The organism is Achromobacter piechaudii NBRC 102461, assembly GCF_001571245.1.
Lineage (GTDB): Bacteria > Pseudomonadota > Gammaproteobacteria > Burkholderiales > Burkholderiaceae_B > Achromobacter > Achromobacter piechaudii.
The window spans coordinates 650,943-676,144 of sequence record NZ_BCTK01000001.1 but is presented as its reverse complement, the minus strand read 5'-3'; the positions used below and the strand labels follow the sequence as shown (position 1 = coordinate 676,144).

Genomic DNA, 25,202 nt, shown 5'->3' with positions numbered 1-25,202 from the left:
TGCGTCCTTACGCTTTCAGATCGGTCTTGGGCACGCCGTTGGCCTTGATGACCTGCGCCCACATGGCGGACTCGTCCGCAATCACCTTGTCCAGATCGGCTGACGAGGTGAACTCCACCGCCACGCCCTGATCGGCGAATTGCTGGATCAGGCCGGGGTCGCGCGTGCCTTCGCGCACGGCGTTCTCAAGCACCTTGACCACATCGGCCGGCATGGCGGCGGGGCCGGAAATCATCATGCGCGTGTAGAGCTCGAAGTCATCGACGCCCGCCTCTTTCATGGTGGGCACATCGGGCAGGCTGGACAGGCGCTTGTCGGCGGTGACGGCCAGCACCTGCAACTTGCCCGACTTGATGTTGGCCAGGGCCGAGGTGGGAAAGTCGAACGTGCTCTGCACCGTGCCGGCCATCAGGTCCAGCAACGCCGGGCCGCTGCCCTTGTACGGCACGTCCTGAAACTGCGTGCCGGTCTTGGATTGGAAATGCAGCAGCGCCAGATGGTTGATGACGCCCCGCCCGGCATGGGCGCAAGTCAGGTCGCCGGGTTTTTTCTTGGCCAGGGCGATGAATTCCTGCACGTTCTTGACGCCCAGCGACGGGTTGACGATCAACAACATGGGCGACTTGCCCATGGAACCCAGCTGCTTGAAATCGGACTGCTGGTAGGGCAAGTTGTTGTACAGCAAGGGGTTCAGGATCATGCCGTTGGTGCCGGCAAAGCCCAGCGTGTAGCCGTCCGGTTCGGCGCGCGCCACCGCAACCGTGGCGATGATCGCCTGCCCGCCGGGCCGGTTTTCCACGACCACGTTCTGCTTCAAGGTCTTGCCCATGCGCTCGGCCAAGGCGCGGGCCGCAATGTCCGTCAGGCCGCCCGGGGCGAAACCCACCAGCAGGCGCACGGGACGCGTGGGGAACGTGCTTTGCGCCCAGGCGGGGCGAGAGGTCAAGGACATCAGGGGCAGCGCGGCAAGCGCGCCCAGGGCATGGCGGCGGGTCACATTCATACGGCTCTCCAGCGGGGCAAGGGACTGAGGCGGCGGCAAGGCAGGCGGTCGCCACGCGCATTGGGACAAGGCGTCGTGGCGGGTCGCAAAAAAGGGGAAAGACGTACAGGCCGCGCGCTGAACAGCGGCGGTCACAATGCCGGTATCTTGTATGCAATCCGCAATGACCGCTATTTAGGGATATCCCCAAAAGAAAAATGCCGGCATCGCTGCCGGCATTCTTGCCTTGCCTGTCTTGGCGCTGATTCAGCGCGCGCTACTTGAACCCGGCAGCGGGATCGTCACTGCCATAGGTGCTGGTCCCGTAAGACGTATCCACCTCGATCTTCACCTTGCTGGCGTCCACCTTGGCTTCGTCGCTCTTGTAGTGCATCACCAGGCCGGGGAATGCCATCACGGCCACCACCATCGCCAATTGGATGACGATGAACGGGATCGAGCCGCGATAGATCTGGCCGGTGGTGACCGGTTCGATCATCCTGCCCGTGACCTTGTCCTTGTACCTGTCCTTGGGCGCCACCGATCTCAAGTAGAACAGCGCGAAGCCGAACGGCGGATGCATGAACGAGGTCTGCATGTTCACCGCCAGCAGGACGCCGAACCAGATCAGGTCGATACCCAGCTTGTCGGCCACGGGCCCCAGCAGCGGCACGATGATGAAGGCCAGTTCGAAGAAGTCCAGGAAGAAGGCCAGCACGAAGGTCAGCACGCTGACGGCAATCAGGAAGCCCAGCTCGCCGCCCGGCAGGCTGATCAGCAAGTGCTCCACCCACAGGTCGCCGTTGACACCCCGGAAGGTCAGGCCGAACACCGTGGAGCCCACCAGGATGAACACCACGAAGGTGGACAGCTTGGTGGTGGTGTCCATCGCCTGCTTCATCAGGTTCAGCGTCAGGCGGCCACGGATCAAGGCCATGACGATGGCGCCGACCGCGCCCATTGCCCCGCCTTCGGTCGGCGTGGCCACACCGATGAAGATGGTGCCCAGCACCAGGAAGATCAGGAACAGCGGCGGGATCATCACGAAGGTGACGCGTTCGGCCAGGGCCGACAGCAAGCCGAGCTTGAAGACCTTGTTGACGCCGGCAATGATGAAGGCGGTAAGGCCCCAGATCAGCAGCGACAGCACGATCTGCTCGTCCACCGGCGCCGTGTCGGCTTCGATGTACTGGCCGACGAAGTACGCGGACAACGCCGAGATCACCATCAGCACCAGCAGCGAACGTCCGCCGCGCGTGCCGTTGTCTTCGCGGAACGAACGCGCCTCTTCGGGCAGCGCGGGCGCCGAATCGGGCTTCAGGTACGACTTGATGATGACGAACACCACGTAGGTGCCCGCCAGCAGGAAGCCGGGCACGATGGCGCCACGGTACATGTCGCCAATCGAACGGCCCAGCTGGTCGGCCAGGATGATCAGCACCAGCGAGGGCGGGATGATCTGCGACAGCGTGCCGGAAGCGGCGATGATGCCGCTGGCCAGCCTGCGGTCGTAGCCGTAGCGCAGCATGATGGGCAGCGAGATCAGGCCCATCGAGATCACCGAGGCCGACACCACGCCAGTCGTTGCCGCCAGCATCGCACCCACGAACACCACCGCAATCGCCAGGCCGCCGCGCACGGTGCCGAACAATTGGCCGATGGTCTCAAGCAGGTCTTCCGCCATGCCTGATCGTTCAAGCACCAGCCCCATGAGCGTGAAGAATGGCACCGCCAGCAAGGTGTCGTTGGAGATGATGCCGAAGATGCGTTGCGGCAGCGCCTGGAACAGCGCCGCGTTGAGCAGGCCCAGTTCGATGCCGATCAACGCAAAGAGGATGCCGTTGGCCGCCAGCGCGAAGGCCACGGGAAAGCCCATCAGCAGGAACACCACCAAGGTGGCGAACATGATGGGGGCCATGTTTGCAGTCAAGAATTCCATGGTCAGCGTCCGTCCTGTCCGTTCTGGTCGCGGGCGCCGCCTGGCGCCTGCCCACCCTGCGCCGCCAGCGCGCGTTCTTCACGCACGCGCGCCTCTTCGGCGATTTCCAGCGCCAGGGCTTCCTCGGCGGAAATGTCGGTGGCGCGCGCGCCGGGGTCCGGGCACTTGCCCATCAGGAAACCCACGCACTTGATCAAGTGCGACAGGCCCGCCAGCACCAGCAAGGCGAAGCCGACCGGTATCAGCAGCTTCACCGGCCAGCGCACCAGGCCGCCGGTGTTGGACGACTGCTCGTTGCTCAGGTAAGAATCCATGAACACCGGCCAGGACAGATAGGTGATCAGCAGGCAGGCGGGCATCAGGAAGAAGATGACGCCAAAGATGTCGATGTAGATCTGCTTGCGGCGCGGCAGGCGGGAGGACAGCACGTCCACGCGCACGTGTTCGTTGCGCAGCAGCGTGTAGCCGGCGGCCAGAAGAAAAATGGCGCCGAACAGGTACCACTGCATTTCCAGCCAGGCGTTGGAGCTGATCTGGAAGACCTTGCGCACGATGGCGTTGCCGGCGCTGACCAGGACGACGACCAGCGTCAACCACGTCACGCACCGGCCGACCACCGTGTTGATCGCATCGATCAAACGGGATAGGGCTAATAGGGCATTCATGTTGGATATCCGGACCGGCGCGGGGCGAGGCGCGGTCAATGTGCAACCCGAGTGAGGAGAAAACCAGCAAGCGCGTGGGGATGCGGCACATCCCCACGCGCTGGCGCGATCGGCCGCTGCTTACTTGCCGCGGTTGATCGTGCCCATGTAGCTGTCATAGCTGCCTTCGGCGACACGGAACCAGGGCAGTTCGTTGTCGCGGAAGTTCTTCATGCTTTCGTAGACCTTCTTGAATACCGGATTCTTGGCGCTCATTTCGTCGTACAGCTTGACCGATTCCGCGAAGCACGCGTCCATGACCGGCTTGGGGAACGATTGCAGCTTGGCGCCCTGGGCGATCAGGCGGCGCAGCGCGGCGGGGTTCTCGGCGTCGTACTTGGCGATCATGTCGTTGGTCGCGGCAGCCGACGCTTGCGCCAGGATGGCCTGGTAATGCTTGGGCAGCTTGTTGTAGGCGTCCTGGTTGACGTAGAGCGACACTTGCAGCGTGCCTTCCCACCAGCCCGGGTAGTAGTAGTGCGGGGCCACTTTGTTGAAGCCCAGCTTTTCATCGTCGTAGGGGCCGATCCATTCGGCCGCATCGATGGTGCCCTTTTCCAGCGCCGGGTAGATGTCACCGCCGGCGATCTGCTGCGGCACCACGCCCAGGCGCGACAGGACCGCGCCCGCGAAGGCGCTGACGCGGAACTTCAGGCCTTTCAGGTCGTCGACCGTCTTGATTTCCTTGCGGAACCAGCCGCCCATCTGCGTGCCGGTGTAGCCGCAGGGGAAGTTGACGATGTTGTAGGTCTTGAAGACGTCGCGCAGCAGCGCGAGGCCGTCGCCGTGGCGCATCCACGAATTCATCTGGCGCGTGTTCAGGCCGAACGGCACGGCGGCGTCAAAGCTCAGGACCGGGTCCTTGCCGTAGTAGTAGTACGAGGCGCTGTGGCCGCATTCGATCGTGCCGTTTTGCACGCCGTCCAGCACTTGCAGCGCGGGGACGATTTCGCCAGCGGGGAACACGCGGATCGAAAACTTGCCGCCCGTGGCTTCCGAGACGTATTTGGCGACGCTTTCACCGCCAGAGAAAATGGCGTCGGCGCTGCGCGGAAAACTGGACGCCAGGCGCCAGTTCAATGTGGGGGCTTCCTGAGCGATGGCGGGCGCCGCCAGGGTGGCGCCGCCTGCTGCGGCCCCCAAGGTGGCTTTCTTCAAAAAGGAACGGCGTTGCATGCAAGTCTCCCAACTTGGATAAAGTTTTTCCTGGTGCCGGGGCGAATTGGTGGAGCCCCTGCGCGCGATCCCATGGGTAACAAATGGTCGCGCTTTTTGATTTTGGGAGCGATGCTATCGGCAAAATAATCGCGGGACGTAGCGGGAAAACCCTTGCCGTAAGTTTCGTGAAATTTTTCTCCATCGCGCGGCTGGTATGACCAGCCAGGCAATGCTGCCGCCCTGCCCGCCTTCTGCACGGGTACAGGTAGCGGATCAGATGCCGCGCGACAGTCTTGCGCCGGAAAATAAAAAAGCCGGTCTATATAACCAGAAAATATTTAGCGCGCGGGTCGGTCGGGATCGATGCCGGCCTGCGGATAGGTCCGCGGCTCGGGGCCCTGCTCGGGCCATTGCTGCGGTACGCGGCGCAACAGCGCGGGGTCGTAACCCAGCTCGCGCACCTTGTCGACAAGGCGCGCGTAATCGGCGTCGGGCAAGGTCGGCGTGCGCGCCATGATCCAGACATAGTCGCGCTTGCTGCGCCCGATGATCGTCTGCTGGTAGTTCTCGTCCACATACGCGATGACGTACTCCGCCTGGATCGGCCAGATGAATTGCATGCCCCAGATGGCGTTGCCGGTATTCGGTTCGACCGTGCCTTCGGGCCGCATCGTCTTGACCTTGGCGTCAAAGCCGCCGTGGCGATACCGGAACGTGGTCTGGATGCGGCCGTCGGGCAGCAAAGCGTAGCTTTCCACCGCGTTGAACGACGCGCGTTCGGGCCACGTGGGGATGCCCGCGATCACGTACCAATCACCCATGAAGCGCGGCAGGTTGACCTGCGCCACGGGCGGCATCGGCGTGGGGCTGCCGCAACCGGTCAGCGCGGCGATCATTGCCGCTGCCGCGACGCTTAGGGTCTTGCGCATGGCTTGCCTCCTTTCAGTCCGGCCGCGTGAAGCGGTAATGCGCCACCATCCATGCCTGCCCGTTCTGATAGCCGAACAATTCGGCGCAGGCCATCCAGAACATGCGCCAGCGGTTGAACCACAGGTTGGCCAGGGACGCGCCGTAAGCCTGTTCCAACACCGTCATCACGGCGGCGCGGTTGGCGTCCTGATTCGCCAGCCAGTGGTTCGCGGTGCGTTGGTAATGGGTGCCGTCGACCAGCCAGCGCGACTCGATGCGCAGATCGCGCTGGAACCACAGCAAGGTGTCGGCCGACGGCATGATGCCGCCCGTGAAGAAATGGCGGCCCATCCAGTTGTCGTCGCCTTCGGTCTCGAACGGGTACATCAGGCTGCGGTGCGCGAACAGGTGTACGAACAGTTTGCCGCCCGGGCGCAGCCACGAGGCAATGCGCGCCAGCAGGTCCTGGTAGTTGCGCATGTGCTCGAACATTTCGACGGAGACGCAGCGGTCGAATTCCTGCGTCGGCAATTGCAGCGTATTGACGTCGCAAGTGATGACCTCGACGTTGTCCAGGCCGCGCGCGCGGCACTGGGCCTGGATGTGCTGGCGCTGCGAGGCCGAGTTGGACACGGCGGTGATGCGCGCCGTGGGATAGCGTTCGGCCATCCACAAGGTCAGCGAGCCCCAGCCGCAACCCAGTTCCAGGATGCGCTGCCCGTCCGCCAGTTCGGCGCGGATGCCGTAAAGCTCCAGCATGGCCGTTTCGGCCTGGTCCAGCGTTTCGCGGCCGGTGGCGTAATAGCAGCCGGAATACTTCAGCTGCCGGCCCAGGCAAAGCGTGAAGAAGTCAGCCGGCAGTTCGTAGTGCTGCGCGTTGGCGGCGTCGGTGTGAATGGCGACGGGGCTCAGGCGCAGCTCGTCGATCAGGTGCTGGTAGCGGCGCGCCTGCGCGGCCGCGCCGCCCGCCATTTCGTCTCGCAGCCGCTGCGCGCACAGACGCCGGATGCCCAGGCGCAACAGCGCATCGGGCACCAGGCCGCGTTCGGCCAGGCCCAGCAGGCCGGAAGCCGGCCGGTCCGAGGCCAGGCGGGATTCACTGAGGGTGGCGGCGTTCATCGTTTGCCCCTTGTGTTGGCTTGCGGCGATCCGTCCGGATCGCGCTTGGGAAACCATGGGAACAGCATCGGCGTGCTGCGCTGGTACTGGCGATAATCTTCGCCCCGCGTGCGCAGCGCCTGCGCCTCGGTGTAGGGAATGCCGCTGATCCAGCGCAGGAAGATGAACATGGCGATGGGGCCCAACCACGCCAGCCAGGCGAGGTCGCCGCCAACGGCAAGCAGCACGTAGCTGAACCAGTGGAGCCATTCGAAGAAGTAATTGGGATGCCTGGAATAGCGCCACAAGCCTTGGCGGCAGGTGCGGCCTTTGTTGGCCGGGTCGGCGCGAAAGGCGTCCAGTTGCCGGTCGGCCACGGTCTCGCCCAGCACCGACACGACCCACACCAGCAGGCCCAGCCACGTCCACGGGGTCATGCCCGGCACGGGGTTGGCGGCCACGGCGATGAAGGGCAAGGACATGAAGACAACCAGCCCCGCCTGCGCCAGGAAGAACAGCGCGAACTTGCCCTGGCTTCCGTTCCAGTGCGCGCGCAACGCGCGGTATCGGCCGTCTTCCTCCCCCTCGCGCACGCGCCGCCAGATGTGCAGCGCCAAGCGCCCCGCCCAAACACTGCCCAACACCGCCAGCAACAAACGGGGCGTGGCGGCGCCCGGCCCGGTCAGGGCCAGCAGCACGGCGGCCAGGGCCATGCCGGATGACCACATCGCATCGACGATGCCCGCGTTGTGATGGCGCCTTTGCCACAGCCAGCCGCCGCTCATCAGCAGCACGGCCACGACGGCCACCAGCAAGGCTTGCATGATGGGCGTCATGCGGCCGTCCAGCGTGCCGCTGCCGGCATGGCTTGCGGGCGCGCCAGCAGCAGGTGCGACACGCCGATGGCCCGTTCGCTGAAGCCGCCTTCGCAATAAGCCAGGTAGAACTCCCACAGGCGGATGAAGCGTTCGTCGAAGCCCTGCGCGCGCACCGCGTCCAGGTTGGCCATGAAACGCTGCCGCCACGCTTGCAGCGTGCGCGCGTAGGACAGGCCGAAGTCTTCCAGATGCACCAGACTCAGGTCGCTGGCCTGCGTCTTGGCTTGCAGCATGGCCTGGATGGACGGCATGAAGCTGCCCGGGAAGATATGCCGCTTGATGAAGTCCACCGCCTTGAGCGCCTGCGCATAGCGATGGTCTTCGATGGTGATGGCCTGGATCAGCGCCATGCCATCGGGCTTGAGCAGCCCGCCCACCTTGGAGAAATACGTCGGCAGATACTGCGCGCCGATGGCCTCGATCATTTCGATGGACACCAGCTTGTCGTACTGGCCGGTCAGGTCGCGATAGTCTTGCAGCAGCACGTCCACGCGGTCTTGCAGCCCGGCGCTGCGTATGCGCTCGGTGGCCAGCGCATGCTGTTCGCGCGAGATCGTGGTGGTGGTGACGTGGCAGCCATAATGGCGCGCGGCATGCAGCGCGAAGCCGCCCCAGCCGGTGCCGATCTCGACCACGCGCTGGCCCGGTTGCAGGTCCAGCTTGCGGCAGATGACATCGAGCTTGCGGGTGGAGGCCTGCTCAAGCGTGTCGTCTTCGCCCGCCCAGAGCGCCGACGAATACATCATGTCGTCGGACAGGAACAGACGGAAGAAGTCATTGCCCAGGTCGTAGTGCGCGGCGATGTTGCGGCGGCTGCCCGCGCGCGTGTTGCGGCGGCATGCGTGCAGCGCCCGCATCGCCACGCTGCCCAGCCGCGCCATGCCGCGCTCCATGCCGTCCAGCAGGTCGCGGTTGCGCACCAGCAGCCGAATCAGGCCGACCAGGTCGTCGCAATGCCAATCGCCGTCGCCATAGGCTTCGCCGCCCCCCACGCTGCCGTTGGCGGCCATCGCGCGGTAGAACGCCGGGTTGCGCACGTGGAGCCGCAGGGGCCGCGACGGGGCGGCATCCGGCGCCGGCGACGCGCCCAGTTCGACGCTGCCCAGGGCGTCGTCAATCAGCAGCCGGCCACCTTGCAACTGCGCCAGTTGGTCCATCAACCGCCGACGCAGCAGGCGTTCGGTCAGCGACAGAGGCTGCACGGCCTCGGGCGCGCAGGCACCGTCCAGCGCCAGGCGTTCGGAGTCGGAGGGCGATCTCATCGTTCTTCTCCCGGTAGGGGTGGGGCGGGGCCGGATCGGACGCGCGGCCCGCTTGATGTCTGGCCCCCGCCCGCGTTGTCGTTGCCCTATATACGTACGCCCCGGCGAATCAGATTCACCAGGGAAAACCCTTATCCGCCTGCCCTCGCCTGCTCGCTATCTTTCGCCCTGCATTTCCAGGCGGGGCGACGCGGCGGGCACGGCCTGCACGAATGCCGCCAGGTCATCGAGCACGGGCGCGCGCCATCGCAGCGGCCGCGCCAGCGCGCCCGCCAGCAGCGCATGACCCAGCCTGTCATACCGCCGCAGCGTTACCGGGACGTGGGCAGCCTGCAAGGCGGCGGCCAGGCCTTCGGTGTTGCGATGGGGGTCGACCGTGGTGTCGGCCATGCCGGTCATCAACAAGGTGGGCGGCGCGGCTGGCGTGACGTGGGCGATGGGCTGGGAGTCGGGCGGCGTGCCGGGGAAATGGAACACCGGCTTGAGGCTGGTCGCCACGATCGGCAGGAAGTCATAGGGGCCGGCCATGCCGATCCAGCCGCGCAGCATGGCGGGCGAAGCCCCGTAGCGTTGCAGCCAGCGCCCGTCCAGCGCGACCATGGCGGCGTTGTAGCCGCCCGCGCTATGCCCCGCCACGAAAACGCGCGCCGGGTCGCCGCCATACTGCTCGGCGTTGCGCAACGTCCAGGCGACGGCGCGCGCGCAATCATCCAGGAAGTCGGGATAGGCGGCGTCGGGGTACAGCCGGTAATCCGCGATGACGGCCAGGATGCCTCGGGACGCCAGCGCGTCGCCCACGAATTTGTAGTCGGCGCGCGAGCCATTGCGCCAACTGCCGCCATAGAAGAAGACGACAACCGGCGGCTTCTGCACGCCGGTCGGCGCATAGATGTCCAGGCGCTGGCGCGGCTGGTCGCCATAGGCCACGTCCGCCACGACGCGATTGGCGTTGTCGGGCACCGCGCCGTTGAGCAGCGTCAGCGGCGAACAGGCCGTCAGGCCCAGCACCAGCAACATCGCCAGCACGGCCAGCGCCGACGCGCTACGCATCGCGCGCCGGGGCAAAAGAGAAAAGGTGAGGCAACGCCGTCTCCTGTCGCAGGGGGTGAAGTTCGGCGCCGGGGCAAAACGCCCGGTGCCTGACCCATATACGAAGCAGACGGCGAAATGGATGCCTAGACTTTGGTCATCAACTTTTTCCAGCCTTCCAGGCCGAGCTTTTTCATCGTGTCGATGTTCTTTTCATAGATGTCGGAGGCATCCGGAAACGACTCCACCGCGCGGTCGATGCTGTCTTCCCGCAGCAGGTGCAGGATGGGATACGGCGAGCGGTTGGTGTAGTTCTCGATGTCGTCAGGCTGCGTGTCGGCAAACTGGAATTGCGGGTGGAACGTGGCCACCTGCAATTCGCCCACCAGCCGCATGCGTTTGAGCAGGCGGTCGGACAGTTCTTCGAAATCGTTGAAATCCAGGAAGTCGTCGAGCGCGTCCGGCAGGATCAGCAAGGTGGTGTCGATCTGCTCGGGGTCGGCTTCGGCCAGCAGGGCGAGTTCGTCTTGCAGGTCGGTCAGCACCCCTTCGGCGTCGGTCGCGTCGCTGACGGCAAAGCGGATCTGGTCCTTGACCTGAACCGCCTTGGCGAACGGACAGAGATTCAGGCCGATCACGGCCTGATTCAGCCAGTGGCGGGTTTCAGCCACCACGTTGGCATAAGCGTCGGAAGTCGAAATCATGCCGGCATGGCCGCCATGGTTTGCGCGACAGCCGCCGTCAGCTTCTTGCCGTAGGGCACGTGCAGGAATTCATTGGGGCCGTGGGCGTTGGACTTGGGGCCCAACACGCCGCAGACCATGAATTGCGCCTTGGGGAAGCCCTTTTGCAGGATGCTCATCAGCGGAATCGTGCCGCCCTGGCCGATGTAGCCGCAAGGTTGCCCGTAGTACTGCTGCGAGGCTGCGTCCAGCGCCTGGGTCAGCCAGGGCACTGTGGCCGGTGCGTTCCAGCCGGTGGCCGCGCCTTCGTTGGCCTTGAAGATGACCTTGGCGTTATAGGGCGCGTCGGCTTCCAGCAGTTCCTTGATTTCCTGCGAGGCGGCCACGGCGTCGATCAGCGGCGGCAGGCGCAAAGACAGCTTGAACGCGGTGCGCGGGCGCAGCACATTGCCGGCGTTGTTCAGGGGCGGCAGGCCTTCGGCGCCGGTCACCGACAGGGTCGGACGCCAGGTGCGGTTCAGCAGCGCCTGTTCGGGTTCGGTCGTCATCGGCAGCACGAAGCCGCCGTCCGCGCCGCAGCTCCAGGGGAAACGGCGCCAGACTTCGTCGCCCAGAATGCGCGCGGTGGCGGCCACTTGCTCGACGCGTTCGGCGGGGATTTCGCAGTGCAGGCTTTGCGGCAACAGGCGGCCGGTGGCGCTGTCTTCCAGGCGGTCCAGCAGATGGCGCAGGATGCGGAACGACGAGGGCACGACGCCGCTGGAGTCGCCCGAATGCACGCCTTCGTCCAGCACCTGCACTTCCAGCGTGCCGGACACCATGCCGCGCAGCGAGGTCGTCATCCAGAGCTGGTCGTAGTTGCCCGCGCCCGAATCCAGGCACACCACCAGGGCGACGTTGCCCAGGCGGTCGCGCAGCGCATCGACGTAAGGCAGCAGGTCGTAGCTGCCGGATTCTTCACAGGTTTCCACGATGCCCACGCAGCGCGGACGCGGGATGCCCTGCTTGTCCAGCGCCATGATGGCGGTCAGCGAGGCGTACACGGCGTAGCCGTCATCCGCGCCGCCGCGGCCGTACAGCTTGCCGTCTTCGTACTTGGGCGTCCACGGGCCCAGGCCGGCGCGCCAACCCGAGAACTCCGGCTGCTTGTCCAGGTGGCCATACAGCAGCACGGTGTCGCCGTTGTCGCTGCGCGTGGCCGGCGCGTCAAAGAAGATGACGGGCGTGCGGCCCGGCAAGCGCACCACTTCCAGCTTCAGGCCCGAGACTTTCTGCGCTTCGACCCAGGCGGCGGCATCGCGCACGACGCGCTCGATGAAGGCGTTCTTTTCCCAATCCGCATCGAACGCGGGGCTCTTGGCGGGGATGGCGATGTAGTCGGTCAGCGCGGGGATGATTTCGTTGTCCCACTTGTCGTCGACAAAAGCCTGCAAGGCGTCGGGATCGAGAGTGGGCGGCAATGCGTCTTCGGGGATACGGGCGTTCATGGCGCGGAATCCTTTGTGCGGGGTGCGGTGGGCGGGAACGTAATTTCGTATTTTATGCCTGCCGGCAGGCTGCTGTCTGAATGGAAAGGCCACGGGTGCGCGGGCGGCCCAAGCCGGCGTCCCTACCGCGCCGCGTAGGCCTCGATCCGCCCCCAGACCTCGCGGGCCAGCGGCTTGGCGTTGTCCACCGACTGATAAACGCGGATTTCCATGTGGATGTCGTTGCGGGCGCTGTCCGCGCGCGCGAGGTTGCCTGCGCGCAGATCGGCTTCGACCAGCGTGTGCGGCAGCCAGGCCAGCCCGAAGCCCTGCCGCGCCATGGCGTGCAGCGCGTCGGCCAGATCCGATTCGTACAGGGTCTGCAACTGCGCCATCACGCACAGGCCGCGCAGCCGGTCGTGCAGGATGCGGCCCAGCGACATGCTGTCGGCATAGGCCAGGAACGGCACCGCCGCGTCCGAGCCCAGCTTGGGCACCGCATAGCGGGGATGGCGGCCGCCCGGCGTGACGGGCGCGCTGACCGCCACCAGCTTGTCGGCCCCCACGCGGCGCCAGCGGTAGCCGGGGTTGTCGATGCGGGCATACAGCGGTTCGTGCGCGTGGCACAGCAGGAAATCGACCTCGCCGTCGGCCAGCATGTCCACGCCATAGTTCAGGGTGGTCGTGATCACCTTGAGCTGAAACGCCGGCATGCCCTGCTGCACGTGCGCCATCACGCCGGGCAGCACCGAATGCGCCAGCGTCTTGCCGGACGCGATGGTGATCTTGCGGTTGCGCGCCTGCTCCGGCTTTTGCAGCGCCTGGCGCGTGTCGCGCAGGATGTCCAGCACGTCGATGGCCGCCGCCAGCACGCTGCGCCCGGCCGGGTTCAACGTGGACACCTGATGGCCGCGTTCGACCAGCGGCACGCCCGCCCATTCCTCCAGCGCCTTGATACGACGTCCGAACGCCGGGTGCGTGACGTTGCGCGCCTCGGCCGCCTGGAACATGTTGCGCGACTTCGAAAGCGCGACGAAGTCCTCCAACCATTTGATATCCATGAATTTTCTTCTGTAAGAACGGCGCTGGCGGTCTGCGGCGCGCAGGGGATGAATGCTGCGGTGCTGTGCCGAATCGGCACAGGCGCTGCTCATTTTGCACAACACAGAAACATCTGGCAACTAACATTCCAGCATCGACTTCTGGAAAACCCTGATGCCCGACATCCCTGTCCTGCTCAAGTCCCTCCGCAGCCACTTCCTGGGCGGCGTCGAGGCCGTGGCGGGCGGCGTGCCCATGCAGCAAAAGCAGGTCGTGGACAACGCGCCCCGCCTGATCGACATGAACGGCGGCTACAGCGCCGGCCAGTTGTACGTGCAGGAATACCGGCTGGCCCAGCCGCGCCACCCCTACCCCGTCCTGCTGTGGCACGGCGGCGGCATGACGGGCGCGCAATGGGAAAGCACGCCGGACGGCCGCCCCGGCTGGCTCTGGCGCCTGCTGCAAGCGGGCTTCGACGTCTTCGTGTCGGACGCGCCGGAACGGGGCCGCGCGTCGTGGGCCATGTACCCGCAGGTGTATGACAGCGCGCCTATCTTCCGGTCCAAGGAAGAAGCGTGGGGCCTGTTCCGCATCGGCCCGCCCAGCGGCTATGCGCCGGCCGGCCAGCGGCGTCACCCCTATCCATCGCAGCAATTTCCGGTCGAGTTCTTCGACACCTTCGCCAAGCAGTTCGTGCCGCGCTGGCTGACGCACGGCGAGATGGCGCTGAACGCCTATCGCCAACTACTGGACCTGGCCGGCCCCTGCATCGTCATGGGCCACAGCCAGGGCGGCGGGTACGCCACGGTGCTGGCGCAGGAATACGCCAGCACGGTCAAGGCCGTCGTGGCCCTGGAGCCGACCGGCACCCCGGCAGCTCCGTGCGCTGCGCTGCCGCCGCAGTTGCTGGTCTGGGGCGACCACTTTGGCCAGGACGACACCTGGCTGCGCTATCGCGCGCAGACGGACGCGTACTGGACGGCCCTGCGCGCGGCCGGCCAGCGCGCCGACGTGCTGGACCTGCCCGCCACCGGCATCGCCGGCAATTCCCATTTCTGCATGCTGGACCGCAATAGCGACCAGATAGCCGAATTGATCGTCGATTGGCTCGCTCGCAGCCTCGACTAACCTTCGCCTGGAGACACCATGAATTTCAAGAAAACCACCCTCGCCCTGGCGCTGCTGACCGGCGCCACGCTGGCTGCCGGCGCGGCCTCGGCGCAGCAAGCCGCCTACCCCGCTAAGCCCGTGCGCCTGATCGTCCCGTTCGCGCCGGGCGGCACCGCCGACATCATCGGCCGCGTGTTCGCCGCGCAACTGGGCACCGAACTGGGCGCCACCGTGGTCGTTGAAAACAAGGCGGGCGCGGGCGGCTCGATCGGCACGCGTTACGTGGCGGACGCCGCGCCCGACGGCTACATCCTGCTGTTGGCCTCGTCCAGCACGCACGGCACCAACCCGGCCGTCTACAAGTCGTTGACTTACGACGCGGTCCAGGACTTCACCGCGATCACCCAGCTGGTGACCGTGCCGGGCGTGTTGAGCGTGACCAAGGACTTTCCCGCCACCGATCTGAACGCGCTGATCGCCGCCTCGAAGGCCAACCCGGACAAGTTCACCTATGCCTCGTCCGGCGCGGGCGGCCTGGGCAACCTGGCCATGGAACTGATGAAGTCGATGACGGGCGCCAAGCTGATGCACATCGCGTATCGCGGCGCGGGTCCGGCCTTCACCGACGTGATCAGCGGCCAGGTCTCGATGATCTGGGAACCGGTGCCGGCCTCGCTGCCGTACATCAAGGGCGGCCAGATTCGTCCGATCGCCATCGCGGCTGATGCGCGTTCGCCCGAGTTGCCCGACACGCCGACCTTCAAGGAAGCCGGCCTGCCGCGCTACGAAGCCAACGCGTGGAACGGCTTGCTTGCGCCCAAGGGCCTGCCGGATGACGTGAAGAAGACGCTGCACGACGCTGCGGTCAAGGCCCTGAACGCGCCGGACGTCAAGGCCAAGATGGCCAGCCTGGGCGGCACGGTCGTTGCCGGCTCGTCGGAAGCGTTCCAGCAGGTGATCGCCAGCGATGTGAAGAAGTGGAAGAACGTCGCCGCCGACGCCAACATCCAGCTGGACCAATAAACGCGGCATAAAAAAAACCGCCCCGGCGCATGACGCGCCGGGGCGGTTTTTCTTTGGGCCGGATGTCCGTCCCACAGGCCCTGTCAGGCGCCGATCAACGCCGGTTCGGGATGGCGGCCCAGCGCAGCGGCGTCCGCATCGATGACCTGCCCGCCCGCTTGCAGCTTGAATACCGAGACCGCTTCGCGCAGGCGCTGCGCCTGCGCTTCCAGCGACGCGGCCGACGCCGCCGCCTCTTCGACCAGCGCCGCGTTCTGCTGCGTCACACTGTCCATCTGCGACACCGCCTGGTTAACTTGCTGGATGCCCTGCGACTGCTCTTCGGACGCGCTGGAGATTTCGTTGATGATGTCCGTCACCCGGCGCACGGACGTCACGATTTCCTGCATGGTGGCGCCGGCGGCTTCCACTTGGTCCGAGCCGATCGACACCTTTTGCACGGAGTCGTCGATCAAACCCTTGATTTCCTTGGCGGCCTGGCCGCTACGCTGCGCCAATGCGCGCACTTCGCTGGCCACCACGGCAAAGCCCTTGCCCTGCTCGCCCGCGCGCGCCGCTTCCACCGCCGCGTTCAGCGCCAGGATGTTGGTCTGGAAGGCGATGCCGTCGATCACGCCGACGATGTCGGCGATGCGCTTGGAGCTGTCGGCGATGCCGCGCATCGTGCCGACCACGTCGCCCACGGCCTTGCCGCCGCGCGTGGCCACTTCGGACGCCGCCGACGCCAGTTGCGATGCGCTGCGCGAGCTGTCGGCGTTGTTCTTCACCGTGGAGGACAGCTCGTCCATGCTGGCGGCCGTTTCTTCCAGCGATGCGGCCTGTTGTTCGGTGCGCGAAGACAGGTCGATGTTGCCCGCCGCGATCTCGCGCGAGCCGGTGTGGATCTCTTCCACGCCCAGGCGCACGGCCGACACGGTGCGCGACAGGCTGTCCTGCATGCGCTTGACGGCGGCATACAGCACGCCGATTTCGTTATTGCCGCGCTGCTCGATACGGTTGCTCAGATCGCCGGCCGCGATGCGGTCGAACAAGCGGCCGGCCTCGTGCATGGGGCGGAAGACGGAACGCGCGAAGATCGCGTACAGGCTCACCACCAGCACGGCCACCACGACCAGCAAGCCGATCAGCAGCACGATGGCGCCATTGATGCGCGTGGATGCCTCGCGCGCCACGCGCTGGCCGACGTCGTCAGCGTAGTCCACGTATTTCTGGATGGCCTGGGTGAAGTTGATGCCCAGCGGCGTGACCTTCTCCAGGTTCAGGCGGCTGGCATCTTGCGGCTTGCCGGCGCGGATCGCCGCAATCATGGGGGCGATGGCGTCGCGCTGATAGACGTCATAGGCCGCAAGCGCGGCCTCGAACAACGGCTTACCTACTGCCGACGTTTCGGGCTGTTTGCGTGCAACGTCAATCAAATCAGACGCTTTCTTGGTATAGCCGTCCAGGCGCTGCATGCTGGCCATGTTGTCGATGGACTTGCCTTCCAGCAACGCGCTTTGCGCGGCCAGCAGCACCAGGCGCGCGCGCAGCAGTTCCGCACCCGCGCCATCCACCGCGTTGGCCCGCACGAGGTTGGTGTCGAGCAGCACTTCGATGGAAGTGCGATTGGACGTCAGTTGTTGATATACCGCGACGCCCGTGACGAGGAATAGCGCAAAGAAGACGCCCAGGGCGGTCGTCAGGATTGCGCGAATACTTAGGTTCTTGAACATGTAAAAGCCACTCCGGGTTGCATAACGCTCTACGGGTTAACGGCAGGTTGCAACTAAAAGTTAAATATCTCATTACGTTACAAAAGTTTGACAAGGGGGGATGCCGGCGCAGCCTCAATCGCCTCGCAGGCCGCGCGGGCGTTGGATCTGCGTAAACAGCACGGTCGTGCGCGCTGGCCTGGCGGCTTGCTACGTTGACAGCTAATGAACTACGGTCCCTCAGCACTTTGAAAGAGCAGCCGGGGACCTTTCAGCAAGAACGACTGAGCAATAGGGGGCATCACATGAAATTGCAGCAGGTGTTCGATTTTCTTGCCGTCACGCAACATGGCAGCGTGCACGCGGCAGCCCGAGCCACCGGACAGACCCAACCCGCAATGACCAAATCCCTGCGGCGACTTGAGCGCACGCTGGGGCTGCCATTATTCGATCGGCATGCCAAGGGAATGCGGCCCAATGACTACGGCAAGCGCTTCTTGCCGCACGCGCAATATCTGGTTCATGAAACCAAGCGCGCCCGCGACACCATGGCTCAGATGCGAGGCGAACGGCTGGGCACGGTTCAATACGGCATTTCGGCGGCGGCGTCGGTGCTGCTGGCCTCTCCCGCGATCCAGCGCTTTCGCCAGCGCTATCCCGACGTCGAACTACATTGCCGCAGCGGGCTTTACCATTCGCTCATGCCGCTGCTGCGCGATGGCCAACTGGATTTCGCCATCTGCCCCGTCAATCCGGAAGAGCCCGACCCGCAACTGACCACGCGGGCCCTTTTGACCTGCCCCTTGGTGGTGGCCGCGCGCCGCAACCACCCCTTGCGTCAGGCCCAGGCTCTGCACGAGCTGCGCGAGGTGGTGTTCGCGGTCGCTGGCCCACCGGGCCAACCGGGCGCATCGATCTACGACGTTTTCAGCCAGGCCGGCCTGGGCGCGCCGCGCGTGGACATGCACACGGATGGCTTGATCGACACGGCCGCGCTGGTGGCCAACAGCGACCGCATGGCGCTGCTGCCCACCACGCTGATCGCCACGGGTTTGCTGCGCGAGCAGCTGGACACCATTCCCATTGCCGACCCACTGCCCAACTATGTGATCGGGCTGGTGCAGCGCATGTCGCAACCCTTGACGCCAGCGGCGGAAGAATTGGCGAACCAGTTCGAGCACGAAGCCTCAAGCCTGCATACGAGGTCGGTACAGGTGCTTTAAGGCATGGTTTTGTCAGGGCGGGTTTGTTAGAAGCGGTACAAGTGGGGCGACAGGCGCCGCATGGCGCCGTGTCAAAAGCGGCGTCATGCGCCGCTTTTGTTTGGTTCATGCCGCGCAACGGATAGCACCATAAGCGCCCCGCAGTCGCCCGCCCCACCGCGCGCCTTACGCGCTTCGGCCCGCGCCGCCCTGCCCCAACGCATCCCGGTAGACCGACACACAACGCGGCGCGCGGACCGCCCGCCACGTCAACAGCAACGCCAGCGCCCACAAGGCCTGCGACGCGGCCCACGCCGGGAAGAACGGCGCCAGCACCACCGACAGCGCCATGCTGAACCAAAGCCACGCGAAGACAGCCCAGGCCCACCGGATAGGCTGGGCGGGACGATGCCGCAGCAGCACCACGGCGGCCCCGGCCGCAAATGCGCCCGGCGACAGCAGCACATGCAGCACGGTGCGCCCCAATGCCATGCCGTGGCTGTTGCCCGCGCCCAGGTACATCGCCTGAAATTTTCCGAACGACAGTGACAGAACCGTCACATAGAACGCGTAAATGAGTGGGATCAACACCAGCAAGGCGGTGCCGATACGTTCGTGCAGCTTGTTCAGCTTCATGACTATTCCCCCTAGGAATGCAGGTTCAGCCAAGATGGGCTGCGACCATCCTACTTGCGTATCGGCGGCAAGGCCAATCGCGGGGAACGCGCGAAAAAAAAGGACGGGCACGTGGCCCGTCCTTTTCTCGCGCAGCGGCGGCGCCGCCCGCCCGGCTTACTTCAGCCAGACGCGCGCATTGCGGAAAATGCGCATCCACGGGCTGTATGCGCCACCCTTGTCGGCGTTGCCCCACGTCTCGGGCGCCCACGACATCATGACGTTGCGGGTCACGCGTTCCGGGTGCGGCATCATCACCGTGAAGCGGCCATCGGCGGTGGTGACGGAAGTCAGGCCGCCGGGGCTGCCGTTCGGGTTGAACGGGTAGGCTTCGGTCGCCTGGCCACGGTTGTCGATGTAACGCGCGGCGGTCAGCACGCGGCTGGCGTCGCCTTGCTGCGAGAAGTCGGCAAAGCCTTCGCCGTGGGCAACCGCCACCGGGATGCGCGCGCCTTCCATGCCGGCAAAGAAGATGGACGGCGACTTGGCCAATTCCACCATCGACAGGCGGGCTTCGTACTTTTCCGACTGGTTGCGGGTGAAACGCGGCCAGTGCTCGGCGCCCGGAATCATCGGCGCCAGGGCGGCCATCATCTGGCAGCCGTTGCACACGCCCAGCGCGAAGGTGTCCGGACGCGCAAAGTACGCGGCGAACTGGTCCGACAGCTGGCTGTTGAAGCGTATGGTGCGCGCCCAGCCTTCGCCGGCGCCCAGCACGTCGCCGTAGCTGAAACCACCCACCGCCACCAGACCCTGCATCTGCGCCAGGTCCACGCGGCCGGCCAACAGGTCGGTCATGTGCACGTCGATGGCTTCGAAGCCCGAGGTGTCGAACGCCCAGGCCATTTCCACCTGGCTGTTGCAACCCTGCTCGCGCAGGATCGCCACGCGCGGACGCTTGCCGGTGTTGATGAAGGGCGCGGCGATGTCTTCCTGCGGATCGAAGGACACGTTCGGGCTCATGCCCGGATCGGTCGTATCGTTCCAGACGTCCAGTTCGGCTTGCGCGCAAGCCGGGTTGTCGCGGCGAGCCATGATGCGGTAGGACACTTCGCTCCAGGCGCGGCCCAGGTCAGCGCGCGGCTGGCCCCAGACCTTCTTGCCATCGCGATAGAACTCGACTTCGTCAGCACCGTTCAGGCCGCCGATGACGTGCGAGTGCGCCGACAGGCCCGCACCGCGCAGCACCTGCATGACGGCGTCGCGTTGCGAGGCGGGCACCTGGATGACCGCGCCGGCTTCTTCCGAGAACAGCGCCTTGAGCGTCAGTTCCTCGCGCTGCACCTTGACCTGATCCGGACGGATCTTGTAGTCGCCCCAATCCGCCGATTGCGGATCGAAGGTAAGCATGTCCAGGTTCACCGAGATGCCGGTGCGGCCGGCAAACGCCATTTCGGTCAGCGTGGCGAACAGGCCGCCGTCGGAACGGTCGTGGTAAGCCAGGATCGTGCCGGCTTCGGCCAGCGTGCGGATCGTGATGAAGAAGGCGCGCAGGTCTTGCGGGGCGTCGATGTCCGGCACGGTTTCGCCGACCTGGTTATAGGTCTGCGCCAGGATCGAGCCGCCCATGCGGTGGCGGCCACGGCCCAGGTCGATCAGGATCAGCACGCTGTCGCCCGCGTCGGTGCGCAGTTGCGGGGTCAGGCTGGCGCGCACGTCGGCCACGGGCGCGAACGCCGTGACGACCAGCGACACCGGCGCGACCACCTGGCGTTGCTCGCCGTCCTGTTCCCAGGACGTCTTCATGGACAGGGAATCCTTGCCCACCGGAATGGACAGGCCCGTCGCCTGGCACAGTTCGCTGACGGCGGACACGGTGTCGTACAGCGCGGCGTCCTGGCCGTCCACGCCGCAGGCGGCCATCCAGTTGGCCGACAGCTTGATGTCTTCCAGGCGGGCGACGTCGGCGGCGGCCAGGTTGGTCAGCGCTTCGGCCACGGCCATGCGGCCGGAGGCCGGGGCGTCGAGCATGGCGATGGGAGTGCGTTCGCCCATCGACATGGCTTCGCCACGGAAGCCTTCATAGTCGGCCAGCGTGACCGCGCAATCGGCCACCGGCACTTGCCACGGGCCGACCATCTGGTCGCGGCTGGACAGCCCGCCCACGGTGCGGTCGCCGATGGTGATGAGGAAGGACTTGTTGGCCACCGTCGGGTGGCGCAGCACGCGGTAGGCGGCTTCGGTCAGGTCGATGCCGGCCAGGTCCAGCGGCGCGGACACGCCGGGCAGGCGGCGCACGTCGCGCGTCATGCGCGGCGGCTTGCCCAGGATGACGTCGATCGGCACGTCTACCGGACGCACTTCGGCCTGGCCTTGCGGGCGGATCGTGTCCAGGCCAGGCAGGCCTTCGCCGTCCACCACACGCAGTTGGCGTTCTTCGGTGGCCACGCCCACCACCGCATACGGGCAGCGTTCGCGGCGGGCGATGGAGTCGAAACGTTCCAGGTCTTTCGGCAGGATCGACAGGACGTAGCGTTCCTGCGATTCATTGCTCCAGATTTCAGCGGGCGACAGGCCGGACTCTTCCAGCGGCACGCGCTTCAGATCGAAGATGGCGCCACGGCCGGCGTCATTGACCAATTCCGGGAAGGCATTGGACAAGCCGCCCGCGCCCACGTCGTGGATCGCGATGATGGGGTTGTTCTCGGCCTGCTGCCAGCAGCGGTCGATGACTTCCTGGGCACGGCGTTCGATTTCCGGATTGCCGCGCTGGACGGAATCGAAGTCCAGTTCAGCCGAGTTGCTGCCCATGCTGATGCTGGAGGCGGCGCCGCCGCCCATGCCGATACGGAAGCCCGGGCCACCCAGCTGGATCAGCAGCGCGCCAGGCGGGATCACGTCTTTGTGGGTCAGGCCGGCGTCGATGCTGCCCAGGCCGCCCGCGATCATGATGGGCTTGTGATAACCCCAGCGCGTGCCGCCCGCCGTCTGCTCGAACGAACGGAAGTAGCCCAGCAGGTTGGGCCGGCCGAATTCGTTGTTGAACGCCGCGCCGCCGATGGGGCCGTCGATCATGATGGACAGCGGCGAGGCGATGCGCTCGGGCAGGCCGTGGTGGTCGGCTTCCCAGGGTTGCAGCGCGTCGTCGAAACGCAGGTGCGACACGGTGAAGCCGGTCAGGCCGGCCTTGGGCTTGGAGCCACGGCCGGTCGCGCCTTCGTCGCGGATTTCGCCGCCCGCGCCGGTCGATGCGCCCGGGAACGGGGCAATCGCGGTCGGGTGGTTGTGGGTTTCCACCTTCATCAAGGTGTGCACGGTGGTGTCGCGGCGGATGTACTTGGCGCCTTCGGCGCCCTCGCCCGTGACGCCGGGCACGCCGGCCTGGAAGCGCTGCGCGGGGCCGCCTTCCATGATGGCGGCGTTGTCCGAGTACGCCACGACCGTGCCCTCGGGCTGCGCCTTGTGCGTGGCGCGGATCATGCCGAACAGCGTGTTGGGCTGCGACTGGCCGTCGATGACCCATTCAGCGTTGAAGATCTTGTGGCGGCAGTGTTCGCTGTTGGCCTGCGCGAACATCATCAGTTCCACATCGGTGGGATCGCGGCCCAGGTCGGTGAAGGACTTGGCCAGGTATTCGATTTCGTCTTCCGACAGGGCCAGGCCCAGCGAAATATTGGCTTCGGCCAGGGCTTGGACGCCATGGGCCTGGACGTCGACCGTGCGCATGGGCTTGCCGGCCAGCGTCTGGAACAGCGCCTGGCCGTCGAAATTGGCGTCGACCACGGTTTCGGTCATGCGGTCGTGCAGGCAGTCGGCCGCGCGCGCCAGCATGGCGTCGTCGAAGGACTTTGCGCCAAGCAGGCCGCGTTCCGGGGTGATCACATAGCGCACGCCGCGTTCGATGCGGTGCACCGACGACAGGCCGCAGTTGTGGGCGATGTCGGTGGCCTTGCTGGCCCAGGGGGAAATGGTGCCCAGGCGCGGAATAACCAGCAGCGACAAGCTCTTGGCCGGCGCGCTGGCCGTGCTGGGCGTGCCGTAATCCAGCAGTTGGGTCAGGTGTTGCTGCTGTTCGGCCGTCAAGGCGGCGTCGGTGCTGACGAAGTGCTCATACCGAGCGGAGATGTCGGCCACCGGCAGGCCGGCTTCCTTTAATTGCGCCAGCAGGCGATCGCGACGAAAGGAGGACAGGACGGAGGAACCAGGCAGATGCTGAACTAGGGACACGATGCGGGCGCCGTATAAGGATGGGTGCAAAAAGTGATTTTACCTGTTTAGGGGGTTTTCCCGGAGCTGTTGTTCAAGAAGCTTGCCAAGCCGGGAATTCGGCTGATGTTACAAAAGAATTCCGACGCGCCCGCGCCTTGATGGTGCACAGCAATATCCTGGGTAAGCCTTCCTGTCATCAAGCAATAGCACGCGCTGGTTCGGCGGGCATTGCTCTTGTCTGACGCAACGCAGCATGTTGTTGTCGCCCCGCACCACGGGAAAACACGAAGACCAGCGCCCCCGGGGCGACGGTAGGATGCAGCGACTCCAATGACTCGAACGCGCCCAGCGCGCAGCCGTCGCCGCACCCATGTCCCGCCCCGAAGCTCCCGTCGAACCCGTCGAACCGATCATCCCCGCTGAATCCGATCCCGCCGTCAAGGTGCCGCTGGCCATTGAAGACTGGCTGGCCGTGATCCTGCTGGCGACGTTGGCGCTGATCACCTTCGCCAACGTGCTGGTGCGCTACTTCACCGACCAGTCGTTCGCCTGGACGGAGGAAATCTCGGTATTCCTGCTGATCGTGCTGACCATGGCGGGCGGCAGCGTGGCGTTCGTGCGCAACCATCACATCCGCATCGAAATCCTGGCCGATTCGGGCTCGCCCCGGCGGCAGCGGATCATGGCGCTGATTTCCAACGGCTGCGTGCTGGCCTTCTTCGTGCTGCTGACCGTACTGTCGGTCAAGCTGGTGGCCGACGAATTCATCTATGAAGAGACCTCGCCGGCGATCGGCGTGCCCACCTGGTGGTATTCGATCTGGCTGCCCGTGATGGCCGCGGCGATCTCGCTGCGCACACTGGGCACGATCCGCCGCCTTGCCCGGGGCGCCGACAAGCCATGATCGCCACCCTGTTGTTCGTTGTCTTCATCGTCCTGATGCTGATCGGCGTGCCGGTGGGCGTGGCGCTGGGCATCGGCGGCACCGTCGCCATCGTGCTGTCCAACCTGGACACGCCCTGGTATGGCCTGTTGACCGTGCCGCAGAACTTCTACGCCGGCCTGGCCAAATATCCGCTGCTGGCCATCCCCATGTTCGTGCTGGTCGGGTCCATCTTCGACCGCTCGGGCGTGGCCAAGCGGCTGGTCGACTTCGCCATCGCCATCGTGGGCCGGGGCCCGGGCATGCTGCCTTTGGTGTCGATTGCGGTGGCCATGTTCCTGGGCGGCATTTCGGGTTCGGGCCCGGCGTGCGCGGCGGCGGTGGGCGCGGTGATGATCACCGCCATGTCGCGCGCGGGCTATCCGGGGTCGTTTTCGGCCGCGGTCGTTGCGGCCGGCGCCGCCACCGACATCCTGATTCCGCCCTCGGTCGCCTTCATCATCTATTCGGTGCTGGTGCCCGGCGCGTCGGTGCCGGCGCTGTTCGCGGCCGGCATGATTCCCGGCATCCTGGCCGGTTTCGCGCTGATCATCCCGGCCGTCTGGTTGTCGCGCAAGTACAAGATGGGCGGGCTGGAATCCCATTTGCCGCGCCCGCCGTTCTGGGCCAGCCTGCGCGAAGCGTCGTGGGGCCTGGCCGCGCCGGTGCTGATCCTGGGCGGTATGCGCCTGGGCTGGTTCACGCCGACCGAGGCGGCGGTGGTAGCGGTGTTCTACGGCCTCTTCGTGGGCGGCTTCATCCACCGCACGATTAAGTGGCGTGACCTTTACACCATCCTGCGCGAAGCGGCCGAATTGTCCGCCGTCATCATGCTGGTGGTGACGCTGGCGGGCATCTTCGCGTGGGCCTTGTCCACCCTCAGCGTGATCGATCCGATCACCAACGCCATCGTCAATTCCGGCCTGGGCGAATGGGGCGTGCTGTCGCTGCTGATCCTGTTGCTGATGACGGTGGGCATGTTCCTGGACGGCATCTCGATCTTCCTGATCTTCGTGCCGCTGCTGATGCCGATCGCCAATGCCTACGGCTGGGATCCGGTGTGGTTCGGCGTGATCCTGACGTTGAAGGTGGCGCTGGGCCAATTCACCCCTCCCCTGGCCGTGAACCTGATGGTGTCGTGCCGCATCGCGCGCGTGCCGATGGAGTCCACGGTGCGGTGGGTGGTGTGGCTGCTGGGCGCCATGTTCCTGGTGCTGGTCGCGGTGCTGGTGTTTCCGCAACTGGCGCTGTGGTTGCCCAAGCAGTTGGGCTATTGAATAT

At 65.7% G+C, this 25,202-nt stretch carries 20 protein-coding genes; 5 read left to right on the top strand and 15 right to left on the bottom strand.

Annotated elements, in window-relative coordinates:
• Positions 1–7: 7 nt before the first annotated feature.
• From API01S_RS03195 to API01S_RS03140, 12 genes are all read right to left on the bottom strand, one after another.
• Positions 8–1,003, bottom strand: a complete 996-nt coding sequence (locus API01S_RS03195) for a Bug family tripartite tricarboxylate transporter substrate binding protein (RefSeq protein ID WP_006220033.1) — start codon at positions 1,001–1,003, stop codon at positions 8–10.
• Positions 1,004–1,259: 256 nt separating this feature from the next.
• Positions 1,260–2,921, bottom strand: coding sequence for a TRAP transporter large permease (locus API01S_RS03190; RefSeq protein WP_050730192.1), 1,662 nt, complete (start codon positions 2,919–2,921; stop codon positions 1,260–1,262).
• A gap of 2 nt (positions 2,922–2,923) precedes the next feature.
• A complete protein-coding gene (locus tag API01S_RS03185) occupies positions 2,924–3,586 on the bottom strand; it encodes a TRAP transporter small permease subunit (protein WP_061303062.1) in 663 nt (220 codons plus the stop codon).
• 120 nt (positions 3,587–3,706) lie between these two features.
• Positions 3,707–4,801: a TRAP transporter substrate-binding protein gene (locus API01S_RS03180; protein WP_061303061.1), complete on the bottom strand. Its 1,095-nt coding sequence runs from the start codon at positions 4,799–4,801 to the stop codon at positions 3,707–3,709.
• A 320-nt stretch (positions 4,802–5,121) separates the two neighbouring features.
• Positions 5,122–5,712 (bottom strand): lipocalin family protein, encoded by a 591-nt coding sequence (locus tag API01S_RS03175; protein WP_061303059.1) that lies wholly within the window; start codon positions 5,710–5,712, stop codon positions 5,122–5,124.
• A gap of 13 nt (positions 5,713–5,725) precedes the next feature.
• Positions 5,726–6,811 carry an SAM-dependent methyltransferase gene (locus API01S_RS03170; protein WP_061303057.1) on the bottom strand — a complete coding sequence of 362 codons (1,086 nt, stop codon included), beginning with the start codon at positions 6,809–6,811 and terminating at the stop codon, positions 5,726–5,728.
• Positions 6,808–7,626, bottom strand: a complete 819-nt coding sequence (locus tag API01S_RS03165) for a DUF1295 domain-containing protein (RefSeq protein WP_217481359.1) — start codon at positions 7,624–7,626, stop codon at positions 6,808–6,810. Before API01S_RS03165 ends, API01S_RS03170 begins: the two co-directional genes overlap by 4 nt.
• Complete coding sequence (locus tag API01S_RS03160; protein ID WP_084802344.1) at positions 7,623–8,930, bottom strand: SAM-dependent methyltransferase; 1,308 nt, start codon at positions 8,928–8,930, stop codon at positions 7,623–7,625. Before API01S_RS03160 ends, API01S_RS03165 begins: the two co-directional genes overlap by 4 nt.
• Positions 8,931–9,086: 156 nt before the next feature.
• Positions 9,087–9,980: an alpha/beta hydrolase gene (locus API01S_RS03155; protein WP_050730188.1), complete on the bottom strand. Its 894-nt coding sequence runs from the start codon at positions 9,978–9,980 to the stop codon at positions 9,087–9,089.
• Positions 9,981–10,105: 125 nt separating this feature from the next.
• Positions 10,106–10,663: a DUF1415 domain-containing protein gene (locus API01S_RS03150; protein ID WP_006220041.1), complete on the bottom strand. Its 558-nt coding sequence runs from the start codon at positions 10,661–10,663 to the stop codon at positions 10,106–10,108.
• Positions 10,660–12,129 (bottom strand): M20 family metallopeptidase, encoded by a 1,470-nt coding sequence (locus tag API01S_RS03145; RefSeq protein WP_006220042.1) that lies wholly within the window; start codon positions 12,127–12,129, stop codon positions 10,660–10,662. Before API01S_RS03145 ends, API01S_RS03150 begins: the two co-directional genes overlap by 4 nt.
• Positions 12,130–12,251: 122 nt before the next feature.
• Complete coding sequence (locus API01S_RS03140; RefSeq protein WP_061303055.1) at positions 12,252–13,169, bottom strand: LysR family transcriptional regulator; 918 nt, start codon at positions 13,167–13,169, stop codon at positions 12,252–12,254.
• Positions 13,170–13,323: 154 nt separating this feature from the next.
• On the opposite strand from API01S_RS03140, the gene API01S_RS03135 reads away from it, so the two are divergent.
• Together API01S_RS03135 and API01S_RS03130 are read left to right on the top strand one after the other, a co-directional pair.
• Positions 13,324–14,277 carry an alpha/beta fold hydrolase gene (locus API01S_RS03135; RefSeq protein WP_050730186.1) on the top strand — a complete coding sequence of 318 codons (954 nt, stop codon included), beginning with the start codon at positions 13,324–13,326 and terminating at the stop codon, positions 14,275–14,277.
• 18 nt (positions 14,278–14,295) lie between these two features.
• On the top strand, positions 14,296–15,282 hold the full coding sequence (locus API01S_RS03130) for a Bug family tripartite tricarboxylate transporter substrate binding protein (RefSeq protein ID WP_006220046.1): 987 nt from the start codon (positions 14,296–14,298) through the stop codon (positions 15,280–15,282).
• Positions 15,283–15,365: 83 nt separating this feature from the next.
• On the opposite strand, the gene API01S_RS03125 is transcribed toward API01S_RS03130, so the two are convergent.
• A complete protein-coding gene (locus API01S_RS03125; protein ID WP_061303053.1) occupies positions 15,366–16,994 on the bottom strand; it encodes a methyl-accepting chemotaxis protein in 1,629 nt (542 codons plus the stop codon).
• A gap of 284 nt (positions 16,995–17,278) precedes the next feature.
• On the opposite strand from API01S_RS03125, the gene API01S_RS03120 reads away from it, so the two are divergent.
• Positions 17,279–18,196, top strand: coding sequence for a LysR substrate-binding domain-containing protein (locus API01S_RS03120; protein ID WP_061303051.1), 918 nt, complete (start codon positions 17,279–17,281; stop codon positions 18,194–18,196).
• 165 nt (positions 18,197–18,361) lie between these two features.
• Here API01S_RS03120 and API01S_RS03115 read toward each other — a convergent pair whose 3' ends face one another.
• On the bottom strand, positions 18,362–18,811 hold the full coding sequence (locus API01S_RS03115; protein WP_061303049.1) for a hypothetical protein: 450 nt from the start codon (positions 18,809–18,811) through the stop codon (positions 18,362–18,364).
• Between the two features lie 156 nt (positions 18,812–18,967).
• A complete protein-coding gene (gene purL / locus API01S_RS03110; protein ID WP_061303046.1) occupies positions 18,968–23,017 on the bottom strand; it encodes a phosphoribosylformylglycinamidine synthase in 4,050 nt (1,349 codons plus the stop codon).
• Between the two features lie 352 nt (positions 23,018–23,369).
• On the opposite strand from purL, the gene API01S_RS03105 reads away from it, so the two are divergent.
• Entirely contained in the window at positions 23,370–23,903 is a 534-nt protein-coding gene (locus API01S_RS03105; protein WP_061303045.1) for a TRAP transporter small permease, read from the top strand.
• Positions 23,900–25,198: a TRAP transporter large permease gene (locus tag API01S_RS03100; protein ID WP_006220052.1), complete on the top strand. Its 1,299-nt coding sequence runs from the start codon at positions 23,900–23,902 to the stop codon at positions 25,196–25,198. The genes API01S_RS03105 and API01S_RS03100 overlap by 4 nt, the downstream gene beginning before the upstream one ends.
• Positions 25,199–25,202: the final 4 nt, after the last annotated feature.